A 15,935-nucleotide genomic window follows, 5' to 3' on the forward strand; every position below is an offset into this window, starting at 1 on the left:
AATGCGCAGGTTTTGATCTTCACAAAGCTGGGGAGGAGGGGAAACTTTATGTAATTGACCTTTTTGGTTCTAAGTACGGAATCCCCTCTAAAAAGCCATATATAATTCAAATACCCGAGTGGAGCGATGAGACTGGCATTGCAAAATTAATTAATGTGTATAAGAAATTGAGTTCTAGAATTCCTAAGGATGTATTGGTAGTGGGTCTTGTAGCTACTATGGAGGGAACCTACCATGAGTTTGGTTATAACATGATGGACAAGATAGTCAGAGCATCAACTGCGAGTTTGGAGAAGGAACCTTTAAATACTCTTAAGATTGTTGCGATAACACTCTTAAACGCGAGCGCTGTTCCGGAACATGTCACTGCTTGGCTTTTCAGCCTGAGTGATCAAGTTATAGAATTTGTTTCTCATGTGGGTCAATCGGGTTTAGAAGAGACTATCTTAGTGCCTAAATCTGTGCTTCCAGAGTTTATACCACGCCATTACAGAATAAAAATGTCAAAAGAACAATTCATTAAACTCTTTTAGCGTTCTTTTTCACCTTTGTTCACGATTATTGCGGTTATTGATACTTTTGTTGGATTAAGGCTACCTTAAAGATACTCAATGGATTAGAAAATATTGTTAGGGTTCCCATTAAATTCATGAATGGTTTGGGGCATGCTTTCTTCGTCTAAGAACTCACATTAAAATACTTCACTGTTATAATAGTTCAAGTGGGCCGTTTTTCCTTTTCTGGGAATTTCCACTTGCGACTGATTTTTGTTACTTGTTTAACGACTTCTCTATCGTTTTTTCCTTTGTCTAGGAGCTTTTCGAGAAAAGATATTAACTCGTCATAAGTACCTCTTTCAATTGGAAATGGGACTCTATCTTTTCCTCCAACTGCATAGGCAAACTTAAACGGATCTGGAGGATGGGTAATAGGGTCTTTCCAAGAGGGATGAACATCATAAATTAATTCAAGAACCAAAGACAAAGCTCGTAGTGTGCTTGGGCCAAGACCTTTTATGAGGAGTAACTCATCATAATTATCCACACTTAGTTCCCTTGCTAATTCAAGGGCTCTTTTATTAAGTTCGAGTTTGCCAAAACTCTGATATCTCTTAAATAGAGGTATAACTTTTCTCTTTTCATACGGTTTATAAAATAAAGGAGCATATCCCTTTGTGAGGGCTTCTACGCTCTTGATTTCACGTTCGATTTTAGTGGGATTTTCAGAGATTATATCTAAAAGAGTCTTTTGGTATTCTTTTGCTTCTTTGGCAATAGTATTAAGAGCATAGTCACTTTGTATTCCGCTTATTCCTTTGTGGGGCTCTAAAGTAAATGACTCGATTTTTTCAGAGAACCAGTGATATCGCCGGGCGAGTTTGACTTGGGGATTCATACCTTGTTGTACTATAGCCCATCTTCCTTCTTGGTCTACAAAAAAGACATGATGATAAAGTTGGTAGCCGGTTTGTAATGCAACTGTATCGACTTTAGCAACTAATTTTGAAGTTTTTATGTATTCTTCTGGGTTTAGATCATAAATTTCACTTATTTGTTTTAACTCTTCAGGTGTTTTTCTACTTTTTGCTCCTTTGCCCCCGGCAGCCTTTATTCCAAGGTCTTCTTTAGAGAGAACCTCTTTCACAATTCCGGCGGTAACTGTAGTACTTCCTGAGGAATCCCAATCCATACCAATCAGATTGTTAAGTGCCTGGAACCATATAGGATCTGCGAGTCTCTCAAGAACCCCTTGAGTACCGTATTCATCTATAAGAAGTTTTATCACAAGGTTAGCTAGTCTTTTCATCCTTAAGGCAAGCCAGTGAGGGACATGGCCCCCATGTAGGGGGAGTTCTGCAATACCTCGTCTCATCAATTGGGACTTTGTTATCCATATATAAAAAGCTTGAGATAATTTAATAAATCCCTATGTGAAGTGTTTTCTGCTATGAGAGAGAAACCTAGAACACTACCCCCAACACTAAGAGACAAGTATCGTTATATAGCGTTCCAGGTTATTGGAGAAAGACCTTTCAAAAAAGATGAAATAAAGAGAGCAATATGGGAGGCTTCCATTAGAACTCTAGGGGAACTTGGAACAGCAAAAACAAAACCTTGGTTTATAAAATTTAATGAAAAAACTCAAACAGGCATTGTTAGGTGTGATAGAAAATATGTTGAAGAACTTCGCTTTGCATTCTCCTTGGTGACTGAAATAAATGGTTCTAAAGCTATTATAAGGAGCCTTGGTGTCTCGGGCACTATAAAAAGACTTAAAGTCAAATTCTTGCGAGAGTTCGGATGGAAATGAAAGATAGGGAAAAAATTTAATTATCTTCACTTAAAATATCTAAAATCGGAGAGTATATAAAGGGAGTGAAGAAATCTCTAACATAACCAGATTACGATAACTTTAGAGGTGATGGAAAATGGCATTTGTACCGCCACAAGCCGGGTATGATAGGGCAATAACAGTTTTCAGTCCTGATGGGAGGCTTTTCCAGGTTCAATATGCAAGAGAGGCTGTTAAGAGGGGGGCTACTGCAGTAGGAGTGAAGTGTAAAGATGGTGTCGTTTTAGCTGTAGAGAAGAGAGTCACGAGTAAACTCATAGAACCAGAGAGTTATGAAAAGATCTTCCAAATTGATGAACATATAGCAGCGGCTTCAAGCGGTATAATAGCTGATGCTAGAGTTCTTGTGGATAGAGCTCGTTTAGAAGCTCAAATTCATCGTTTAACCTATGGTGAACCTGTCCCACTAACAGTTCTTGTTAAAAAGATATGTGACTTAAAGCAGATGCACACCCAATATGGTGGTGTTAGACCCTTTGGTGCAGCTCTTTTAATGGCAGGTGTAAATGAAAAGCCAGAGTTATTTGAGACTGATCCAAGTGGGGCTTATTTTGAGTGGAAAGCTGTGGCAATAGGAAGTGGAAGAAACACTGCAATGGCAATTTTTGAGGAAAAATACAAGGACGACATGACTCTTGAAGAGGCTATTAAGCTAGCAGTTTTGGCACTTTCAAAGATAATGGAAGAGCCCACTCCAGAGAACATTGAAGTTGCAGTAATTACAGTGGAAGAGAAAAGATTCAAGAAGATAAGCCCAGAAAAAGTGGCCAAATGCCTTGAAGAGGCTTTAAAGGAAGCTGAAGCAGAAGAAGTCCCAGAGAAAGAAGAGGACTATAGTGAATTGGATAGCAACTACTGAGGTGGTTGATAATGCCAGTAAGTCTCGACAAAGCAGTGATAGCTCGATTGAAAACACATGGAGAGATTTTTGAGATATTAGTGGATCCTTATCTGGCTAGAGACTTCAAAGAAGGCAGAGAAGTTCCTGTAGAGGAGATTCTTGCTACTCCTTATATTTTTAAAGATGCCCATAAGGGAGATAAAGCAAGTGAACATGAAATGGAGAAAATTTTTGGAACAAGTGATCCATATGAAGTTGCAAAAATAATTCTTCGAAAGGGAGAAGTTCAGCTTACAGCAGAGCAGAGAAGACAAATGCTTGAAGAGAAGAAAAGACAGATAGCCATGATAATTCACCGACATGCTGTTGATCCGAGGACTGGTTATCCTCATCCTCTTGAGAGGATTCTTAAAGCAATGGAAGAAGTAGGGACTAGGGTGGACATATTTAAAGATGCAGAGACACAGGTTCCAGATGCAATAAAGGCCTTGAGAAGAGTTTTGCCATTGAAGATCGAGACTAAAGTAATAGCAGTTAAGATACCATCAGAGTACACAGGGAAAGCTTATGGAGAAGTAAGAAAATTTGGAAAAATAAAGAGAGAGGAATGGGCAGGCGATGGCTCTTGGATGTTTTTAATTGAAATTCCTGGAGGAATTGAAGAAGAATTTTATGAGAAACTGAATGCCCTTACAAAGGGCACAGTTGTAACTAAACTTATAGAGAGGAAGGGACTATGAGGAAGATTTTTGTAAAAAATAAGGATTTAGTGGTTCCAGGAACACTTTTGGCACAAGGACCGTTCAAAAATGGAAGAGGGACTTTTAAAGAAGGCAGTCGAATATATTCAAGCGTTGTTGGGTTGGTTAGAGTGTCAAATGACACTGTGTCAGTAGTACCTCTTGAAGGCCCGTATATACCAGAGGTCGGAGATTCAGTAATTGGCAAAATAATTGATGTAAAGTTCTCAAACTGGATTGTTGACATCGGTGCACCCTATCAAGCTGGACTTAGGATACAAGATGCTGTAGAAGGAAGAGTTGACATTTTGAAGACTGATTTGAGGAAAATATTTGATATAGGGGACATAATATACGCGAAAGTAAAAGCGTTTAACGAAATTAATCAGATTGATCTGATGACAAAAGGGATGCCATTTAGTGGTGGGCCGTTAAAAGGAGGTCAACTGGTGAAAATAACTCCATCAAAGGTTCCCCGTCTAATAGGAAAAGGAGGCTCAATGATAAACCTAATAAAGAATCTCACAGGGACCAGAATTATAGTAGGCCAAAATGGATGGGTTTGGGTCAGTGGAAGGAAAGAGGAACTTGAGAAATTGGCAATAGAAGCTATTCTTAAAGTAAACAGAGAAAGCCACACTCAAGGATTGACAGATAGGGTTAAAGAAATGCTGGTTCAGAGATTAAACGAACTTAAAGAGCAAGGGATTATTGAAGAAGTCCCTCAATTGAAAGAAGGTGAAGAAGAATGATGGGAAAACCGGAAGGGCTTAAGCTTATTGATGAGAATGGATACAGAATTGATGGAAGGAAAAAGTATGAACTTAGGAAAATAAAAATGGAAGTTGGAGTGCTTAAAAGTGCGGATGGTTCTGCCTATGTTGAGTGGGGAAAAAATAAAGTAATGGCTGCTGTTTATGGGCCAAGAGAGATTCATCCAAAACATCTTCAAAAACCGGATAGAGCTATTCTGAGGGTAAGATACAACATGGCACCATTTAGTGTTGAAGAGAGAAAAAAGCCTGGACCAGACAGGAGAAGCGTGGAGATAAGTAAAGTCATAAGAGGTGCCCTAGAACCGGCAGTTATTCTCGAGCTTTTCCCAAGAACATCAATAGATATCTTTATAGAAGTTCTTCAGGCTGATGCAGGAACTAGGGTGGCAGGGATTACAGCAGCTTCGCTTGCTTTGGCTGATGCAGGAATTCCAATGAGAGACCTTGTTGCAGCATGTGCTGCGGGAAAGATCGATGGTGAGATAGTACTGGATCTCAACAAGGAAGAAGACAATTATGGAGAAGCTGATGTGCCAGTGGCAATAATGCCAATAAAGAATGACATAACTTTACTTCAAATGGATGGTTATCTAACAAAAGATGAATTCCTTGAAGCCGTGAGACTTGCAATAAAAGGTGCGAAAGCAGTTTATCAGAAACAAAGAGAGGCCCTAAAGGAAAAGTATCTCAAAATAGCACAAGAGGTAGGTGAGTGAAATGGAAGTAATGGCATCAATAATGAAAGATCATATCTTGCAGCTTCTAAAGGAAGAGAAGAGAATAGATGGAAGAGGCTTGGAGGACGTGAGACCCTTAACGATTGAGACAGATGTCATAGAAAAAGCAGAAGGTTCTGCTCGTGTAAAACTTGGAGACACTCAGGTACTTGTTGGCATAAAAGTTGATTTGGGAGAACCATTCCCGGATTTGCCAAATATGGGTGTAATAACCACTAACGTCGAATTTGTCCCATTAGCTTCACCTACTTTTGAGCCAGGTCCACCCGATGAGAGAGCAATAGAACTCGCAAGAGTTGTGGATAGAGGAATAAGAGAAAGCCAAGCAATTGACTTGGAGAAGCTTGTCATAGTTCCTGGAAAACTTGTTAGAGTTATCTTCATAGATGTTCATGTGTTGGATCACGATGGCAATCTTTTGGATGCTTCAGGAATTGGTGCAATTGCAGCATTGTTGAGTGCAAAGATTCCGAAAGTAGAGTATAATGAAGAAACTGAGGAAGTGATAACGCTAGATGAGTATGAAAAACTTCCAGTAACAAAGATCCCAATTCCAGTAAGCTTTGCAAAGATAGGAAACACCTTAGTTGTGGATCCAAACTTTGAAGAAGAACAAGTTATGGATGGAAAGTTGACCATAACCACAGATGAAAATGGATATATCTCTGCAGTTCAAAAGAGTGAAGGCGGGAGTTTTAAGCTTGAAGAAGTAGTGTTTGCTGTAGACACCGCATACAAGAAGGCAGAAGAAATTAGAGAAAAAATCCTTGAGGCGATAAAGAAAGAATGAGCAACGTTTCCTTTTCTTTTGAATTTTTTATGGTTAAGTATTTTCCCTTTTACACCAAGGGGAGTGGGGGAAATTTTAACTTATAAGCTTTCAAGAAAAGATTTATAAACTAAACTCTGGTTTTTTAGTTGGGTTTAGGAAAAGTCTTTTAAATAAACTCTCTCAATACCCTTCAGCTTAAGATCATTAGGGGTGATGATCATGCCAAGAACTAAAAAAGTCGGATCAGCTGGAAGATTTGGACCAAGATACGGTCTTAAGATTAGAAGAAGAGTGGCTGCAGTAGAAGAGAAAATGAGGCAAAAACACACCTGTCCAGTATGTGGAAGAAAAGCTGTTAAGAGAATAAGTACAGGAATATGGCAATGTCAAAAGTGTGGTGCCACGTTTGCTGGAGGAGCTTATTTGCCAGCCACACCGGCTGGAAGAATTGCTAAGAGGGGTGTCTCAAGCCTATAACCCCTTAAACCTTTTTGGTGGTTGACATGGTGGAAGCATTATACAGATGTGCAAAGTGTGGAAAAGAATTTAAAATGGATTTAGCAATTGTTCGAGAAATTCGCTGTCCTTATTGTGGGGCCAAGATAATTTACAAGCCCAGACCTAAGGTGGGCAGACGGGTCAAAGCAATTTGAATTGCGCTTTTTTAAAACTATCAAAAACCTTTATAACCTGTTTTTGACAAACCAACAAGTGATCAGAGATGATGCTGATAACAACATCCCATAGGCCTACAAGAAGGACAAGAAGCTTTGGACATGACTTAGAGCGTATTTTTCCAAATTCTACCTATTTGACTAGAGGTAAAAAAACTATCCAGGATCTCCTTGTTGAGGCTTATGATAGAGGGTATGAGAGGCTATTAATTATAAATGTCTGGAAAGGAAATCCTCTTAAAATGACTTTTATTAAGGTTTCTCCTGATGATTGGGGATATATGGGATATCTCTACCTTCATGGCATTAAACTTCAAAGAGAAATCGGATTTAGAAACATTCGTTTGATCAGAGAGGAAATGCCATTCATCGTAACAACAGCCAAACGGGTAGATCTTGATCATATTATTTTTGGTCAGGTGTTTGCTGAGCTCACAAATGGCAAGTTTATACCTCGTAATGATAGAAATCTCCAGTACATAGCCGATAAATACAATACTGATGTTCTTGGTGTTATAGAACGTCATCCAAGGGGAATGGCGGTGAACTTTTATCGTTTTGATGTCTCAAAGGATAAACCAGTGGGTCCATTGATAAGTGTTAAAATATGGATAATGGAAGATGGTAGGAGATGGGACTACAAGGAAAAGCTTGGCATCAAGAGGAGCGAGGGCACATGAGCAAAATAAGAGGCTCAATTGAGATAGAATTTCCAAATGAAGAGGTTGCAAGAGTTGTTTATGAGAGTGTTCTCTTTGAACATAAAACTGTCCCTTACAGAAGGAGTAAACTGGACTTTTCTCTAAATGGATCCAAAATAATAATAAATTTTATGGCAGATGATAATTCTGCTTTAAGGGGTACAATTAATTCCTATCTCCGGTGGATTAAAGTGGCCCTTGAAATCACCGAGCTTTAGTTAACTATTTAAATGTCCCTTGAGAGTATAGCTCGGATATTGCGATTATGGAGGTGTTGCTATGCAGAATATCCCACCACAAGTGCAGGCATTGTTAGGGCAGTTGGAGAGTTATCAGCAACAGATTCAACTTGTTATTCAACAAAAGCAACGAATTCAAGTTGAACTTAATGATGCTAGAAAAGCTCTCGAAGAAATTGAGAAGAGTGAGGATGAGAGTCCAATATACAAAACAGTCGGTACTCTAATAGTCAGATCAACAAAATCAAAGGCTTTAGGAGAACTCAATGAGAAAATTGAGACTCTTGAAGTGCGTTTAAAGGCCCTAGAAAGACAGGAGCAAAAGCTTAATGAGAAAATTAAAGAACTCACCCAACAGATCCAAAGTGCTCTTAGAGGCGGTGTTGCTGGTTAGTCTCCTTTTTTAAACTTTTGCACGTGGTCGTCATGAAGAAGGTTGTCCATATAGGTCTCCCTGAGCTGACAGGAGAGGAGTTAATAGAAGTCGGAGAACTCGCTCAAGAAGCTGTGATAGATTATATCTTTAAGTATTTGACTAGAAGTGAGGTAAAAGATATTGAAGTAACAGCAAGGGTAAGCCGTGAAGATACCCTTGATCTGGAGCTTGAAGTCTATTTAGAGGTTCCAATATTTGTGAAAGTAGATGTGGATGCCCTAGTAGATGAAGCTATTGAAAATGCGTATAAAAAAGTTGAAAAAAGGTTGATGGAAATTGCAGGGGAAAATAAAGCTCAAAAGATTTCTAAATGAAGCAGAGGAAAGAAACTATACCTTTTTACTCTTGTGTCATCATAATGCCGATCCAGATTCTCTGGGTAGTGCTATTGCTTTCTCAAGATACTTGACCAGTAGAGGACTGAAAAATAAAATTGGGGTTGCTCAAAGTGTTTCATCTTATGCAAAGAGACTTCTCCAATTTGCTGATGTGGAAAAGGATCCAGAAGTTAAGGAAGATGTTGTAGTGATTTTCGATACTTCCTCTATTGAGCAGCTTGAGCCAATTAAAATTCCTAAAGAGAAATACGTAGTGGTTATTGACCATCACGCTGAAAAAGAAAGTCCTATAAACGCAGATATTTGGATTGTAGATTCTTCTAGGACATCTACTGCTGAGATAATATGGGAGCTTCTCAATTACTTGGGATTTTATGATGAAATTTCGGCAAGAGTCATTTTGGCAGGAATAGTTACAGATACTGCCAACTTTAGATATGCAAACTCAAAGACCTTCAAGACGGTTTTTAGCATTCTTGAAAAGTTTAACATACATATGGGGGAGATCTATAATCTTGTGCTTCCTGTTACCGATGAAAACATAGATCAAGCAAAGAGAATTGCTATCCTGAAGGCCTGTCAGCGAATGGAGATTAGAAAAGTGAAGAATTATATAATTGCGATTTCAAAGATTTCTGCCTATGAGTCACTTGCATGTAAAATCTTCCTTCAGTTGGGAGCTGATGTTGCGATTGTAGGGAGTGAAAAGAAAGGGGTTAGAATCTCAGCTCGCACTAAAGAACATTTAGTTAAGAAAGGACTTCATCTTGGTAAGCTTATGGAGAGAGTAGGTCCAATTATAGAGGGTTCTGGAGGAGGACATTCTGGAGCTGCTGGAGCAAACGGAAAGAAAAATCTTGATGATGCCGTTAAGTTTTTAGTGAAAGAAATCGAAACTTTTCTAAAGAACTTGGGGTGATCCAATGAGTAGGTGCCCCCTTTGTGGTGAAGTACTTAAGTGGGAAGATCTTATTGAGCAGATGCTCACTTTGAATAACTTTAAGGAATTGCTCAAAAATAAGGATTCTTTTTTATCCACGTTAGACACTTTCATATTTACGTGTCCGAAATGTGGTGAAGAATTCTATGGAAACAATTTAAGTCAGAATGAAGCGAGCAAGGTCTTTGAGCTTCTTAATGAATTTAAGGGGAGTATAGACTATGAGAATAATAAAGTCAAATTGAAGCTTACTAATTTGTTAACTCTTGACTTAATGTTAGAGGAGTGGGATAGGAGGGTTAAGAATACTCGGTGATGATTATGATGGAGGATATATCTGATTTTGTAGAGAGAGGGGATTTTGGGAGTGCATTGGAGTTGGCCTTGAGGATTAAAGATCCCTTCTCGAAACTTGAAGCCCTTTCATACATTTATCTTTATGTAGAAGAGGTAAAGTACATGGAAGCGCTTCTAGGGAGAATGTTGGAGGTAGTAGACTCCTTAAAAGAACTACTGGATAAGGCAAGAGCATTAGCATTAATTGGATATACTCTTCTAGCTTCTGGAGATAGTAAAGGAGAATACTTTTTTAAAAAAGCACATCAGCTAGTTAGGTCTATTGATTATTCTCTTTGGAGAGCTGATGGGTATTCATATCTAGCATATTATATGGCGTTAAGTGGGAAGCATAGTGATGCGTTTTACTATTACAATGTGGCATATGAAACAGCAACAAGATCTTCTGAGCCATATTCCAAGGTTCTTTCCTTTCTTTATACTTTGGCGCAACGAATTGTAGAGAGTGCAGATAAGGTACGTTCTCCAGAGGCTAGAGACTTCTATGAACTAGCAGCAGGAATTTATGAAGATATTAGAAGGAATCTTAGTGCTCAAGAGCTAAAGAAAAAAGCTTCTCTTATAGAGCTTGCAGTAGAACATGGGAGTAAAGTCGTTTCAGACTTTCTTGAAAAAAGAGATTTAGAAAGTGCAGTTTTTGTTATTAAATACTTGCCAGAAGAAGAAAAGATTTTAGCATTACTGGAGATAGCTTATTGGCTTGTTCTCCATGATAAAAAAGGTTTGGGTAATAGTTTAGTAGAAGAGGCTTTTAGAATGGCTGCTGAAAGAAAACTTCAACCTGAGGATGAGTCCCTTAAAGATATTGCGTTCAAATTTTTGAAAATAGGTCAGCTCAAGGAGGCTCTAACCATAGCAGCCATAATGGATGATAGGGAACTTGCTTCCCAAGTATTTGCTAAGATTGCTCTAGCGTATGCTAGGAGAGGTGATAAGCTTAAAGCTGTTACAGTTGCGGAGGCAATATCAAACGAAAGTGTTAAGAAAGAGGTTTTAAAAGCAATTGAAGGTGGGAGTGATGTGGGACACGAGTAAGGATTATCGCTTACTTGTAGCAGAGAAAGCGGTGGAGCTTTTCTTAAAAACAGTTGAAGGGGCGAAATTTAAGGGTAAGTGGGACAAGAAGAAAGCAATACAGCTTGCTAAAGAGATGATTCCTGAACTTCAAGCTATGAGGTACTCCTACTTAGAGCCCTCTGAACTTATTGAGACTCCCCAAATGAAAGAACTTGTAAAAAAAGCACAAGGGATAATTGAAGCACTTGGGGGAGAAGAATGGTACGTTAAATTCTTAGAACTGGCTGACAGGCATGAAAAGGAAAAATTGGAAGAATCTGTTGCAAAGATAAGATTTTTCTTGAATACTATAATGGGTTTGGATAAAAGGTTGAAACTTGGAAAAATAAATGATCCTGTAATTGCTGTTGATATAAGAGTTGGAGAGGTCATGAGTGCTGGTAAACACCCAAATGCAGATAAACTTCTTGTATGTAATGTAAATCTGGGTGATAGAGCTATTACAGTGGTAACAAATGATTTAGGCGTAAAAGAGGGCCACAAAGTCGCTGTAGCATTACTACCTCCCGCAAACTTTAGGGGAATAACAAGTGAGGGAATGTTTTTAGGGGCTGGTGAAGGTGTTTTAAAGGATGTAAAAGGGGACGTCGGAGGACTTCCAAAAGGTATTCCTTTGGAAGCTTTTAAAGAGACTAGGAATCTCGTTGAAGCATTTTTGAAAGGTTGATTCCATTTTCACACTTTTTCTTTGGATGTCTACTTTTTGAAAACTCTTTGTTATGAGATAGAAGTATCTTCACAAAAACTATAAACTATAAGAGTGGTATTATTTATTGGTGCTATCAATGGTGAGCTCATACTTTAAGAAGCTCCTTCTTGATCTTGGAATTCGTGAAGAAAGAATCGAGATGCTTGAAGGGAAAGGAGGAATAGTAGAAGATGAGTTTGAGGGCATAAAATATCTCAGATTTAAAGATTCAGCCGGTAATCTAAGAAGAGGTACAGTGGTTTTTGACCATCATAATATCATATTGGGCTTTCCTCACATAAAGAGGGTTGTTCAGCTGGAAAAGGGTATAAAAAGAGTATTTAAAATGAAGCCATTTTATGTGGAGGAAAAAATAGATGGGTATAATATCAGAGTGGCTCAAATTGAGGGAAGAGTATTTGCCTTTACAAGGGGAGGTTTTATATGCCCCTTCACTACAGAGAGGATTGAAGATTTTGTGAACATGGAATTTTTCAAAGATTATCCCAATCTAATACTTTGTGGAGAGATGGCAGGGCCTGAAAGCCCCTATCTTGTTGAAGGTCCGCCACATATAAAGGAAGACATTCAGTTCTTTCTCTTTGATATTCAAGAGAAAAAGACTGGCAAATCAATTCATGTGAAAGATAGGATAAAAATGGCGGAAGAATATGGAATTCCAAGTGTTGAAGTTTTTGGGATATATAATATTTCAAAGATAAATGAACTTCGACAACTCATAGAAGAGCTCAGCACGCAACGTCGAGAAGGGATAGTAATGAAGAGTCCCGACATGAAGAAGATAATTAAATACGTAACACCATATGCAAATATAAATGACATACGAATTGGAGCACGGGTATTTTTCGAGCTACCACATGGATATTTTATGCAGAGGATTAAACGTTTAGCCTTTTACTTAGCAGAAGAAAAGATTAGAGATGCAGACTTTGAAAGATATGCAACTGCCCTTGGAAAAGCACTTTTGGAGCCATTTGTGGAAAGTATATGGGATGTAGGTGGTGGTGAGGAAATAGCAGAGATGTTTACTGTGAGAGTAAAACATATTGAGACTGCATATAAGATGGTCTCACATTTTGAGCGTCTTGGATTGAAGATTCATATTGAAGATATAGAGGAAATATCTAATGAGTATTGGAAGATAACATTTAAACGAGTTTATCCAGAAGCTACGAGGGAAATTAGAGAGCTCTGGAATGGACACGCATTTGTAGATTGACCGCCTTAAACTTTTTATATCTCTTTAATGCATTCGAAAGTAGAGGTGAAAGAATGGACTGGAAGCGAGGTGCATATCCTGAGTTTAAAATGGAAGATGTTCTCATCACACTCTTTTTGGTAAAGACTCCAAAAGGTCGTAAACAGATTTCTGAGGAATTAAGTCTTGGAGAAGGCACTGTTAGAACCCTTTTAAAGAAACTTGCTGCTTCGGGCTTGATTGAGTCCCAACAAAAAGGTCATTTTCTGAGTGAGGAAGGAATTAAAGTTGTAAACGAGATTTCTACTCTTTTTTCAGAACCCGTTGAGATAGAATCTATAGAAGGCTTCCCTGCATGTGCTCTCATTGTGAAGAATCCTCCTGAGTTTAAGAGTATAGAGTTGAGAGATGAAGCTATTAGATTTTTTGCAAAAGGAGCCATGATTTTACTCTGTTCTGGGGGAGAAGTGATATTTCCTGAGGACGGGAGGCCCTTAAAGGACACACTCCCTGAGATAGATAGAGAAGTGAAGAGACTACCTCTTAAAGATGGAGACTTAATCGTAATAACATGGGCAGAAAGTAGAACAAATGCTATTAAGAGCGCTATTCATGTAGCGGTGGTTTTAAAAGAGGATTCGTTGCCCAGTGAGATCAGAAAACTGGCAGAATAAATTTGAGGTGTTCGCGATGAAGATAAAGCATCCCTTAAGTAAAAAGGAAGTTAAGAGGATAATAGAAGATATGAGTAAAATTTTTGGAAATGAGGTAGCAAAGAAGCTGATATCTAAGAATGATCAGGTTCTAATAGGAGAATTCGATAAAAAAACTCAGATACTCTTTGTTAACAAAAAACCGCGGTTTATAAAGAGGGAAGACCTTATTTTCCCCTTGGTTATAGCCTTGTATGAAATCTCAAATGTGGAGGATCTGAGGAAATGGAAACGTAGAGTAGTTGTAGATCAAGGAGCAGTACCCTATATTCTAAATGGGGCTGATGTCATGGCTCCGGGTATAGTAGATGCAGATGAAGAAATAAAAGAGGGGGATTTCGTTTTTATTGTAGAGGAACAATATGGAAGACCTTTAGCTATTGGAATAGCTTTATTAGATGGAAAAACTATGAAGGAAAAGAAAAAAGGAAAAGCTGTGAAAGTGATACATCATGCAAAGGATAAAATTTGGGAGTTGACGGTGTTATGACGGAAAAGAAGAAGATTAGAGTGGTTACAGGTGGAGTTTTTGATATCCTGCATGTGGGTCATATCCATTTTTTGCAGCATGCAAAAGAACTTGGCGATGAACTTATAGTGATAGTGGCACATGATAAAACTGTTGAGGAAAGAAAAGGTAGGGCGCCTATAAATTCTATGTATGAGAGAGCAGAGGTCTTAAAGGCTCTTAAAATGGTGGATGATGTTGTTATTGGGAAACCTGATTGTATAAGTTTTGAGTTAGTTAAAAAGCTAAATCCCGATATTATTGCTTTGGGACCAGATCAGAATTTCGATATTAATGTTCTTAAAGAAGAGCTAAAAAAGAATGGTATTAACGCTGAGGTTATAAGAATCCCCTACTCCTATAAAAGCGACATTGCTAAAACTAGTAAAATAATTCAAAAAATAGTAGAGATATTTTGCGAGTGATTTTAGCACATCTGATTTTAGCAAATTTTGGTGATTATAAAAATATGAAGATTTAACTTAAATCGTAATCTATGGCTCCGTCTAAGATTCTCTCAACTATCGGATTTGCTCCGATACTTCTTTTCTTTTCACCTGAAACCCTGTCAAAGAGATTCTCGAGTTCTGAGTCCTTATTTATTCTCCTGTTTATTGGATTTGATATTATTATGTTGTCTTCCTCGCTAAGTGCGTGTATGTCACTACTGAGGATGTGTGGCGATCTAACTCCTGTCATTATAACCATTGCTCTGACGACCTTTCCAAGCTCCTTGTCGATTCTCGCGCCCCATTTTATTTCGGATTTTGCTCCAAGCTTTTCATAGACTATCTGCATTGCATCGTTTATCTCTCCAAGACTAACATCTGGCCCGACTGTAAAGTGAACTAGTGCAGATTCGCCACTTCCAAACTCAACTTCAAGCATTTTGTTGTTTAGTGCATTGTTTATTGCGTCAACAGCCCTTCTATTAGAGTCACTCTCACCAATTCCAATCAACGCTGCTCCACCATTTTTCATAACACTATAAACGTCGGCAAAATCAATATTGACCATGGAGGGGAGCATTATTGTCTCTGTAATACCTTTAACCATTCTTGCTATTATCTCATCTGCAAATCTGAATGCTGCAGAGATTGGTAATTTTGGTACAAGTTCAAGAAGTTTATCATTTTCTATTATCACTACAGTATCAGAGTATTTGAGCAGGGCTTGTATTCCAGCTTTTGCTTTTTCGATTCTTTTTGTTCCTTCATTCCTGAATGGATATGTCACAACGCTTACAATGAGTGGCTCTTGAATTCTCCCACCGTTTCTAGCTTCTTCCTTTATTATCTTTGCAATCACCGGGGCTGCTCCAGTTCCAGTACCATTACCCATTCCAGCAGTCAAAAATACGAGATCCACATCTCTAACAACATCAGCAATTTCATCTCTACTGGCCTCTGCGGCCAAATACCCTATTCTTGGGTTTCCACCCGATCCTTTTCCATGAGTTATATTCTTTCCAAGAAGGATTTTTCTGTGAGCTTTTGTCCTTGCCAAGTGTTGAGCGTCAGTGTTCATTGCTATCAGTTCTGCTCCTTCTACACCCAGTTCGTAAAGTCTTGTAATAGTATTGTTCCCGGAACCGCCAATGCCTATTATCGCTATTTTAATGAAAGCTTTGGAGACATCTAGATCACTGAGGGTTTCTTGGATTTTGTCATCATTGTTATTTATATCTAAATTAATACCGGCTTGTTCTAATATCTTAAACACCATTTATATCACCCCGCTAATTTTATTTGACCACGTATTCTGGTATTCTCCTTTCTTCTGACTCAGTGACGTAGAGTTCTTTTTTTACTAGTTCTCTGATGGCCT

22 protein-coding genes and 1 pseudogene are annotated in these 15,935 nt (G+C 38.4%); 21 read left to right on the forward strand and 2 right to left on the reverse strand.

Annotated elements, in window-relative coordinates:
• Positions 1-533 (forward strand): annotated as a pseudogene (locus EP1X_RS10170) (hypothetical protein); the annotation flags it as partial.
• A gap of 184 nt (positions 534-717) precedes the next feature.
• Here the strand turns inward: EP1X_RS10170 and EP1X_RS09415 are convergent.
• Positions 718-1,872, reverse strand: coding sequence for a DUF763 domain-containing protein (locus EP1X_RS09415; RefSeq protein WP_055283916.1), 1,155 nt, complete (start codon positions 1,870-1,872; stop codon positions 718-720).
• A 75-nt stretch (positions 1,873-1,947) separates the two neighbouring features.
• On the opposite strand from EP1X_RS09415, the gene EP1X_RS09420 reads away from it, so the two are divergent.
• The 20 genes from EP1X_RS09420 to EP1X_RS09515 all read left to right on the forward strand — a co-directional run bounded on the left by EP1X_RS09420 (position 1,948) and on the right by EP1X_RS09515 (position 14,533).
• Positions 1,948-2,310, forward strand: a complete 363-nt coding sequence (locus EP1X_RS09420) for a ribonuclease P protein component 2 (RefSeq protein WP_055283918.1) — start codon at positions 1,948-1,950, stop codon at positions 2,308-2,310.
• Between the two features lie 118 nt (positions 2,311-2,428).
• A complete protein-coding gene (psmA, locus tag EP1X_RS09425) occupies positions 2,429-3,211 on the forward strand; it encodes an archaeal proteasome endopeptidase complex subunit alpha (protein WP_055283920.1) in 783 nt (260 codons plus the stop codon).
• Positions 3,212-3,222: 11 nt separating this feature from the next.
• Positions 3,223-3,933, forward strand: coding sequence for a ribosome assembly factor SBDS (locus tag EP1X_RS09430; RefSeq protein ID WP_055283922.1), 711 nt, complete (start codon positions 3,223-3,225; stop codon positions 3,931-3,933).
• Positions 3,930-4,685 carry an exosome complex RNA-binding protein Rrp4 gene (gene rrp4, locus EP1X_RS09435; protein WP_055283924.1) on the forward strand — a complete coding sequence of 252 codons (756 nt, stop codon included), beginning with the start codon at positions 3,930-3,932 and terminating at the stop codon, positions 4,683-4,685. The genes EP1X_RS09430 and rrp4 overlap by 4 nt, the downstream gene beginning before the upstream one ends.
• Positions 4,682-5,425: an exosome complex exonuclease Rrp41 gene (rrp41, locus tag EP1X_RS09440; RefSeq protein ID WP_055283926.1), complete on the forward strand. Its 744-nt coding sequence runs from the start codon at positions 4,682-4,684 to the stop codon at positions 5,423-5,425. Before rrp4 ends, rrp41 begins: the two co-directional genes overlap by 4 nt.
• A 1-nt stretch (position 5,426) precedes the next feature.
• Positions 5,427-6,236 carry an exosome complex protein Rrp42 gene (gene rrp42 / locus EP1X_RS09445; protein WP_055283928.1) on the forward strand — a complete coding sequence of 270 codons (810 nt, stop codon included), beginning with the start codon at positions 5,427-5,429 and terminating at the stop codon, positions 6,234-6,236.
• A 201-nt stretch (positions 6,237-6,437) separates the two neighbouring features.
• Positions 6,438-6,695, forward strand: coding sequence for a 50S ribosomal protein L37Ae (locus tag EP1X_RS09450; protein ID WP_055283929.1), 258 nt, complete (start codon positions 6,438-6,440; stop codon positions 6,693-6,695).
• Positions 6,696-6,721: 26 nt separating this feature from the next.
• Entirely contained in the window at positions 6,722-6,871 is a 150-nt protein-coding gene (locus tag EP1X_RS09455) for a DNA-directed RNA polymerase subunit P (RefSeq protein WP_055283931.1), read from the forward strand.
• 68 nt (positions 6,872-6,939) lie between these two features.
• Positions 6,940-7,572, forward strand: a complete 633-nt coding sequence (locus EP1X_RS09460) for a ribosomal biogenesis protein (protein ID WP_055283933.1) — start codon at positions 6,940-6,942, stop codon at positions 7,570-7,572.
• The gene (gene pcc1, locus EP1X_RS09465) at positions 7,569-7,811 is read left to right on the forward strand and encodes a KEOPS complex subunit Pcc1 (protein ID WP_055283935.1); all 243 of its coding nucleotides are present in this window, start codon (positions 7,569-7,571) and stop codon (positions 7,809-7,811) included. Before EP1X_RS09460 ends, pcc1 begins: the two co-directional genes overlap by 4 nt.
• A 61-nt stretch (positions 7,812-7,872) precedes the next feature.
• Complete coding sequence (locus tag EP1X_RS09470; protein ID WP_055283936.1) at positions 7,873-8,226, forward strand: prefoldin subunit beta; 354 nt, start codon at positions 7,873-7,875, stop codon at positions 8,224-8,226.
• A gap of 32 nt (positions 8,227-8,258) precedes the next feature.
• On the forward strand, positions 8,259-8,582 hold the full coding sequence (locus EP1X_RS09475) for a DUF3194 domain-containing protein (RefSeq protein WP_055283938.1): 324 nt from the start codon (positions 8,259-8,261) through the stop codon (positions 8,580-8,582).
• Positions 8,545-9,525 carry a bifunctional oligoribonuclease/PAP phosphatase NrnA gene (locus tag EP1X_RS09480; RefSeq protein WP_055283939.1) on the forward strand — a complete coding sequence of 327 codons (981 nt, stop codon included), beginning with the start codon at positions 8,545-8,547 and terminating at the stop codon, positions 9,523-9,525. Before EP1X_RS09475 ends, EP1X_RS09480 begins: the two co-directional genes overlap by 38 nt.
• A gap of 4 nt (positions 9,526-9,529) precedes the next feature.
• Positions 9,530-9,862 (forward strand): hypothetical protein, encoded by a 333-nt coding sequence (locus EP1X_RS09485; RefSeq protein WP_055283941.1) that lies wholly within the window; start codon positions 9,530-9,532, stop codon positions 9,860-9,862.
• A 5-nt stretch (positions 9,863-9,867) separates the two neighbouring features.
• Positions 9,868-10,938, forward strand: a complete 1,071-nt coding sequence (locus EP1X_RS09490; RefSeq protein WP_055283943.1) for a hypothetical protein — start codon at positions 9,868-9,870, stop codon at positions 10,936-10,938.
• Positions 10,922-11,647, forward strand: coding sequence for a tRNA-binding protein (locus tag EP1X_RS09495; RefSeq protein ID WP_055283945.1), 726 nt, complete (start codon positions 10,922-10,924; stop codon positions 11,645-11,647). Before EP1X_RS09490 ends, EP1X_RS09495 begins: the two co-directional genes overlap by 17 nt.
• 118 nt (positions 11,648-11,765) lie before the next feature.
• Entirely contained in the window at positions 11,766-12,908 is a 1,143-nt protein-coding gene (locus EP1X_RS09500) for an RNA ligase (protein ID WP_055283947.1), read from the forward strand.
• 53 nt (positions 12,909-12,961) lie between these two features.
• On the forward strand, positions 12,962-13,561 hold the full coding sequence (locus tag EP1X_RS09505; RefSeq protein WP_055283949.1) for a DUF4443 domain-containing protein: 600 nt from the start codon (positions 12,962-12,964) through the stop codon (positions 13,559-13,561).
• A 16-nt stretch (positions 13,562-13,577) separates the two neighbouring features.
• A complete protein-coding gene (locus EP1X_RS09510) occupies positions 13,578-14,090 on the forward strand; it encodes an RNA-binding protein (RefSeq protein WP_055283950.1) in 513 nt (170 codons plus the stop codon).
• On the forward strand, positions 14,087-14,533 hold the full coding sequence (locus EP1X_RS09515) for an adenylyltransferase/cytidyltransferase family protein (RefSeq protein WP_055283952.1): 447 nt from the start codon (positions 14,087-14,089) through the stop codon (positions 14,531-14,533). The genes EP1X_RS09510 and EP1X_RS09515 overlap by 4 nt, the downstream gene beginning before the upstream one ends.
• Positions 14,534-14,585: 52 nt before the next feature.
• On the opposite strand, the gene ftsZ is transcribed toward EP1X_RS09515, so the two are convergent.
• A complete protein-coding gene (ftsZ, locus tag EP1X_RS09520; protein ID WP_055283954.1) occupies positions 14,586-15,833 on the reverse strand; it encodes a cell division protein FtsZ in 1,248 nt (415 codons plus the stop codon).
• Positions 15,834-15,935 lie beyond the last annotated feature (102 nt).

Source organism: Thermococcus sp. EP1, from assembly GCF_001317345.1.
In the GTDB taxonomy this organism is placed as follows: Archaea; Methanobacteriota_B; Thermococci; order Thermococcales; family Thermococcaceae; genus Thermococcus_A.

What these genes read in the sequence shown, in the direction of transcription:
- EP1X_RS09450 (WP_055283929.1), top strand. Translation starts at nt 6,438, where the DNA reads ATGCCAAGAACTAAAAAAGTCGGATCAGCTGGAAGATTTGGACCAAGA.
- EP1X_RS09475 (WP_055283938.1), top strand. Translation starts at nt 8,259, where the DNA reads ATGAAGAAGGTTGTCCATATAGGTCTCCCTGAGCTGACAGGAGAGGAG.
- EP1X_RS09505 (WP_055283949.1), top strand. Translation starts at nt 12,962, where the DNA reads ATGGACTGGAAGCGAGGTGCATATCCTGAGTTTAAAATGGAAGATGTT.
- EP1X_RS09470 (WP_055283936.1), top strand. Translation starts at nt 7,873, where the DNA reads ATGCAGAATATCCCACCACAAGTGCAGGCATTGTTAGGGCAGTTGGAG.
- psmA (WP_055283920.1), top strand. Translation starts at nt 2,429, where the DNA reads ATGGCATTTGTACCGCCACAAGCCGGGTATGATAGGGCAATAACAGTT.
- pcc1 (WP_055283935.1), top strand. Translation starts at nt 7,569, where the DNA reads ATGAGCAAAATAAGAGGCTCAATTGAGATAGAATTTCCAAATGAAGAG.
- EP1X_RS09515 (WP_055283952.1), top strand. Translation starts at nt 14,087, where the DNA reads ATGACGGAAAAGAAGAAGATTAGAGTGGTTACAGGTGGAGTTTTTGAT.
- EP1X_RS09485 (WP_055283941.1), top strand. Translation starts at nt 9,530, where the DNA reads ATGAGTAGGTGCCCCCTTTGTGGTGAAGTACTTAAGTGGGAAGATCTT.
- EP1X_RS09455 (WP_055283931.1), top strand. Translation starts at nt 6,722, where the DNA reads ATGGTGGAAGCATTATACAGATGTGCAAAGTGTGGAAAAGAATTTAAA.
- rrp4 (WP_055283924.1), top strand. Translation starts at nt 3,930, where the DNA reads ATGAGGAAGATTTTTGTAAAAAATAAGGATTTAGTGGTTCCAGGAACA.
- EP1X_RS09430 (WP_055283922.1), top strand. Translation starts at nt 3,223, where the DNA reads ATGCCAGTAAGTCTCGACAAAGCAGTGATAGCTCGATTGAAAACACAT.
- EP1X_RS09490 (WP_055283943.1), top strand. Translation starts at nt 9,868, where the DNA reads ATGATGGAGGATATATCTGATTTTGTAGAGAGAGGGGATTTTGGGAGT.
- rrp42 (WP_055283928.1), top strand. Translation starts at nt 5,427, where the DNA reads ATGGAAGTAATGGCATCAATAATGAAAGATCATATCTTGCAGCTTCTA.
- ftsZ (WP_055283954.1), bottom strand. Translation starts at nt 15,833, where the DNA reads ATGGTGTTTAAGATATTAGAACAAGCCGGTATTAATTTAGATATAAAT.
- EP1X_RS09415 (WP_055283916.1), bottom strand. Translation starts at nt 1,872, where the DNA reads ATGAGACGAGGTATTGCAGAACTCCCCCTACATGGGGGCCATGTCCCT.
- EP1X_RS09510 (WP_055283950.1), top strand. Translation starts at nt 13,578, where the DNA reads ATGAAGATAAAGCATCCCTTAAGTAAAAAGGAAGTTAAGAGGATAATA.
- EP1X_RS09420 (WP_055283918.1), top strand. Translation starts at nt 1,948, where the DNA reads ATGAGAGAGAAACCTAGAACACTACCCCCAACACTAAGAGACAAGTAT.
- rrp41 (WP_055283926.1), top strand. Translation starts at nt 4,682, where the DNA reads ATGATGGGAAAACCGGAAGGGCTTAAGCTTATTGATGAGAATGGATAC.
- EP1X_RS09460 (WP_055283933.1), top strand. Translation starts at nt 6,940, where the DNA reads ATGATGCTGATAACAACATCCCATAGGCCTACAAGAAGGACAAGAAGC.
- EP1X_RS09500 (WP_055283947.1), top strand. Translation starts at nt 11,766, where the DNA reads ATGGTGAGCTCATACTTTAAGAAGCTCCTTCTTGATCTTGGAATTCGT.
- EP1X_RS09495 (WP_055283945.1), top strand. Translation starts at nt 10,922, where the DNA reads ATGTGGGACACGAGTAAGGATTATCGCTTACTTGTAGCAGAGAAAGCG.